The sequence below is a fragment of the Streptomyces sp. NPDC054847 genome (assembly GCF_053610925.1).
Genome location: NZ_JBSGZJ010000609.1, coordinates 1 through 3355 on the forward strand (window position 1 = coordinate 1; position 3355 = coordinate 3355).

Annotated in this window: 3 protein-coding genes; 2 read left to right on the forward strand and 1 reads right to left on the reverse strand. The window is 72.1% G+C overall.

Going from position 1 to position 3355, the window contains the following annotated elements:
• Positions 1-117 precede the first annotated feature (117 nt).
• On the reverse strand, positions 118-924 hold the full coding sequence (locus tag ACWGH4_RS33115) for a hypothetical protein (RefSeq protein ID WP_453467366.1): 807 nt from the start codon (positions 922-924) through the stop codon (positions 118-120).
• A 234-nt stretch (positions 925-1158) separates the two neighbouring features.
• Here ACWGH4_RS33115 and purN point away from each other — a divergent pair, with 234 nt between their 5' ends.
• Complete coding sequence (gene purN / locus ACWGH4_RS33120) at positions 1159-1773, forward strand: phosphoribosylglycinamide formyltransferase (protein WP_453467368.1); 615 nt, start codon at positions 1159-1161, stop codon at positions 1771-1773.
• Entirely contained in the window at positions 1770-3332 is a 1563-nt protein-coding gene (gene purH / locus ACWGH4_RS33125) for a bifunctional phosphoribosylaminoimidazolecarboxamide formyltransferase/IMP cyclohydrolase (RefSeq protein ID WP_453467370.1), read from the forward strand. Before purN ends, purH begins: the two co-directional genes overlap by 4 nt.
• Positions 3333-3355: the final 23 nt, after the last annotated feature.

The window sequence follows — 3355 nt, forward strand, 5'->3', positions numbered from 1 at the left end:
GCTGCACTTCTCCAGCCCGCGTGACGCGGCGACGATCGCGGCGTTCCTGCGGACCCGGGTCTACCGGCCGGAGTCGTTGGTGTGGCTGGAGGGTTACCAGGCGCGCTGTCGCGCGTGTTACTCCTTGACGCCCAGGACGCCCCGCAGGGGCTCCGGGAGCTTCTCGTTGCAGGCCAGCTGCCCCGACTTGGTCAGTGCGTCGTTCACACAGGTGTAGTAGTCGCGGTAGACCAGCTGCGCCGTGAAGGACGCCGCCACGATCAGCAGCGCGATGCTCGCCATGACGAGGCCGCTCACCGCCGCCGTGATCTGCGGCCTGCCGGGGGAGGCGGGCGGCGCGGACGCGGGAGCGTGCTGCGGGGCGGCCGGTGCGTTCGCCGGGGTCCCGCCCGTGGTCAGGGCGTCGGCGTCGACCCGGCGCCGGGGCTTGGCGCGCAGGGAGCTGATGCTCCAGTACAGCGCGAGGGCACCGAGCAACAGGGCGATCTCGGGGAAGTCGAACAGGGCGAAGAAGAACGCCCACATGCCCGACAGCAACGCGTACCGTGCCCGCCGCTGCGCGGGGTCCGTCGGGTCCCAGCGCAGGCCGGGGGCCCCGGGGCCGCCCTGGCCGCCGCCGTTGCCGTCGGGGCGCGGACGGCCGCCGAAGCCGCCGCCCGAAGAGCGGCCGGGCTGGCGGCTGCTCCACTGGCTGCCCCAGTTCGAGCCCGAGCCCGATCCGGAGCCCGATTCCGAGCCGTTGTCCGAGCCGTCGCCGCCGGACCGGCCGGAGGACGAGGAGGAGTCGTCGTCGGACGACGGGTGGCGCGGCTGCCACGGCTGGTCCGGCCTGCCCTCCGGCGGCGGCGCGAAGGGGTTGTTGTCGTCCGTGGACTGGCGCTCCCGCGGCAACAGGAGGTCCGTACGACGGCGTCGGTCCGGCATCTGGTGAACGTCTTCCCCTCGTCATGCCCTTGATCGGGACCGCCTGGGCGCGGGCCCTGCCCCCAGACGCTACCTTCCGGCCACGCCCCCGTCCCGTGGGGGCCGTGCTGTGTGCCGGTATCGTTGCTGACGGTCGACCGCTTCGTAGAGTTCCCCGTATCCGGGGATGCGCTCCATTTGTACGACCGCACAAAGCTGCACCGTAAGCCGCACCGTAACGCGAAAAGAGTCCCCGTGGCCGCCGCCCGCATCGTCGTCCTGGTCTCCGGGTCCGGTACCAACCTCCAGGCCCTGCTCGACGCCATCGCCGCCGACCCCGACGGGTACGGCGCCCGGATCGTCGCCGTCGGTGCCGACCGCGACGGCATCGCGGGTCTCGAGCGGGCCGAGCGGGCCGGACTGCCCACCTTCGTGTGCCGGGTGAAGGACCACGCCACCCGCGACGAGTGGGACCGCGCACTGACCGCCGCCACCGCCGCCTACGAGCCCGACCTCGTGGTCTCGGCCGGCTTCATGAAGATCGTCGGCAAGGAGTTCCTCGCCCGCTTCGGCGGCCGGGTCGTCAACACCCACCCGGCGCTGCTGCCCAGTTTTCCCGGTGCCCACGGAGTGCGCGACGCCCTCGCGTACGGCGTGAAGGTCACCGGATGCACCGTCCACTTCGTCGACGACGGCGTCGACACCGGCCCGATCATCGCCCAGGGCGTGGTCGAGATCCGGGACGAGGACGATGAAGCCGCTCTCCATGAGCGCATCAAGGAAGTCGAGCGCTCGCTGCTCGTCGAGGTCGTGGGGCGTCTGGCCCGGCACGGCTACCGCATTGAGGGACGAAAGGTAACAATCCCGTGACCGCCGAAGGTACGAAGCGCCCCATCCGCCGCGCACTCGTCAGCGTCTACGACAAGACCGGCCTTGAGGAGCTGGCCCGCGGCCTGCACGAGGCGGGTGTCTCCCTCGTCTCCACCGGCTCCACCGCCTCGAAGATCGCCGCGGCGGGCGTCCCGGTCACCAAGGTCGAGGAGCTCACCGGCTTCCCCGAGTGCCTGGACGGCCGCGTCAAGACCCTCCACCCGCGCGTGCACGCCGGCATCCTCGCCGACCTGCGTCTGGAGGACCACCAGCGGCAGCTCGCCGAGCTGGGCGTCGAGCCCTTCGACCTGGTGATCGTGAACCTGTACCCCTTCAAGGAGACCGTCGCCTCCGGCGCGACCCCGGACGAGTGCGTCGAGCAGATCGACATCGGCGGTCCGTCGATGGTCCGCGCCGCCGCCAAGAACCACCCCTCGGTCGCGGTCGTCACCAGCCCGGCGCGATATGCGGACGTGCTGACCGCCGCCCGTGAGGGAGGCTTCGAGCTGGCCGCCCGCAAGCGCCTGGCCGCCGAGGCCTTCCAGCACACCGCCGCGTACGACGTGGCCGTCGCGTCCTGGTTCGCCTCCTCCTACGCGCCCGCCGACGAGAGCGACTTCCCCGACTTCCTCGGCGCCACCTGGGAGCGCGAGAACGTCCTGCGCTACGGCGAGAACCCGCACCAGCCCGCCGCCCTCTACACCTCCGGCAGCGGCGGCCTCGCGCAGGCGGAGCAGCTGCACGGCAAGGAGATGTCGTACAACAACTACACGGACACCGACGCCGCGCGCCGGGCCGCGTACGACCACTCCGAGCCCTGCGTCGCGATCATCAAGCACGCCAACCCGTGCGGCATCGCGATCGGCGCGGACGTCGCGGAGGCGCACCGCAAGGCGCACGCCTGCGACCCGCTCTCCGCGTTCGGTGGCGTGATCGCCGTCAACCGCCCGGTCTCCGTGGCGATGGCCGAGCAGGTCGCCGAGATCTTCACCGAGGTCATCGTGGCCCCGGCGTACGAGGACGGCGCGGTCGAGGTCCTGGCCCGCAAGAAGAACATCCGCGTCCTGCGCGCCGAGGGCGCCCCGGCGAACCCGGTCGAGCTCAAGCCCATCGACGGCGGTGCGCTCCTCCAGGTCACCGACCGCCTCCAGGCGGACGGCGACAAGCCGGAGAACTGGACCCTGGCGACGGGCGAGGCCCTGTCCGCCGAGGAGCTGGCCGAGCTGGCCTTCGCCTGGAAGGCGTGCCGCGCGGTCAAGTCCAACGCGATCCTGCTCGCCAAGGACGGCGCCTCTGTGGGCGTCGGCATGGGCCAGGTCAACCGCGTCGACTCCGCGAAGCTCGCGGTCGAGCGGGCCGGCGAGGACCGGGCCCGGGGCGCGTACGCCGCGTCGGACGCGTTCTTCCCGTTCCCGGACGGCCTGGAGATCCTCACCGCGGCGGGCGTCAAGGCCGTGGTCCAGCCGGGCGGTTCGGTCCGCGACGAGCTGGTGGTCGAGGCGGCGAAGAAGGCGGGCGTGACGATGTACTTCACTGGGACGCGGCACTTCTTCCACTGAGCCGTGCGAGCACGGCGTGCGGC